This is a genomic window from Klebsiella sp. 10982, assembly GCF_048589245.1.
GTDB classification, from domain to species: Bacteria; Pseudomonadota; Gammaproteobacteria; order Enterobacterales; family Enterobacteriaceae; genus Klebsiella; species Klebsiella quasivariicola.
Map to the genome: position 1 here is coordinate 1 of NZ_JBMAXV010000110.1, position 1,722 is coordinate 1,722.

Here is a 1,722-nt window from a genome sequence, read left to right on the forward strand (position 1 = left end):
GCTCTTTAACAATTTATCAGACAATCTGTGTGGGCACTCAAAGTGACATGGATTCTTAACGTCCTCGGACGAAAAATGAATACCAAGTCTCTGAGTGAACATACGTAATTCATTACGAAGTTTAATTCACGAGCATCAAACTTAAATTGAAGAGTTTGATCATGGCTCAGATTGAACGCTGGCGGCAGGCCTAACACATGCAAGTCGAGCGGTAGCACAGAGAGCTTGCTCTCGGGTGACGAGCGGCGGACGGGTGAGTAATGTCTGGGAAACTGCCTGATGGAGGGGGATAACTACTGGAAACGGTAGCTAATACCGCATAACGTCGCAAGACCAAAGTGGGGGACCTTCGGGCCTCATGCCATCAGATGTGCCCAGATGGGATTAGCTAGTAGGTGGGGTAACGGCTCACCTAGGCGACGATCCCTAGCTGGTCTGAGAGGATGACCAGCCACACTGGAACTGAGACACGGTCCAGACTCCTACGGGAGGCAGCAGTGGGGAATATTGCACAATGGGCGCAAGCCTGATGCAGCCATGCCGCGTGTGTGAAGAAGGCCTTCGGGTTGTAAAGCACTTTCAGCGGGGAGGAAGGCGGTGAGGTTAATAACCTCATCGATTGACGTTACCCGCAGAAGAAGCACCGGCTAACTCCGTGCCAGCAGCCGCGGTAATACGGAGGGTGCAAGCGTTAATCGGAATTACTGGGCGTAAAGCGCACGCAGGCGGTCTGTCAAGTCGGATGTGAAATCCCCGGGCTCAACCTGGGAACTGCATTCGAAACTGGCAGGCTAGAGTCTTGTAGAGGGGGGTAGAATTCCAGGTGTAGCGGTGAAATGCGTAGAGATCTGGAGGAATACCGGTGGCGAAGGCGGCCCCCTGGACAAAGACTGACGCTCAGGTGCGAAAGCGTGGGGAGCAAACAGGATTAGATACCCTGGTAGTCCACGCCGTAAACGATGTCGATTTGGAGGTTGTGCCCTTGAGGCGTGGCTTCCGGAGCTAACGCGTTAAATCGACCGCCTGGGGAGTACGGCCGCAAGGTTAAAACTCAAATGAATTGACGGGGGCCCGCACAAGCGGTGGAGCATGTGGTTTAATTCGATGCAACGCGAAGAACCTTACCTGGTCTTGACATCCACAGAACTTAGCAGAGATGCTTTGGTGCCTTCGGGAACTGTGAGACAGGTGCTGCATGGCTGTCGTCAGCTCGTGTTGTGAAATGTTGGGTTAAGTCCCGCAACGAGCGCAACCCTTATCCTTTGTTGCCAGCGGTTAGGCCGGGAACTCAAAGGAGACTGCCAGTGATAAACTGGAGGAAGGTGGGGATGACGTCAAGTCATCATGGCCCTTACGACCAGGGCTACACACGTGCTACAATGGCATATACAAAGAGAAGCGACCTCGCGAGAGCAAGCGGACCTCATAAAGTATGTCGTAGTCCGGATTGGAGTCTGCAACTCGACTCCATGAAGTCGGAATCGCTAGTAATCGTAGATCAGAATGCTACGGTGAATACGTTCCCGGGCCTTGTACACACCGCCCGTCACACCATGGGAGTGGGTTGCAAAAGAAGTAGGTAGCTTAACCTTCGGGAGGGCGCTTACCACTTTGTGATTCATGACTGGGGTGAAGTCGTAACAAGGTAACCGTAGGGGAACCTGCGGTTGGATCACCTCCTTACCTTAAAGAACCTGCCTTTGTAGTGCTCACACAGATTGT

Annotated in this window: 1 rRNA gene; it reads left to right on the forward strand. The window is 52.9% G+C overall.

The features are described from left to right. The first annotated feature begins 143 nt into the window (after positions 1 to 143). A 16S ribosomal RNA gene (locus ACKLKD_RS27780) occupies positions 144 to 1,683 on the forward strand. Positions 1,684 to 1,722 lie beyond the last annotated feature (39 nt).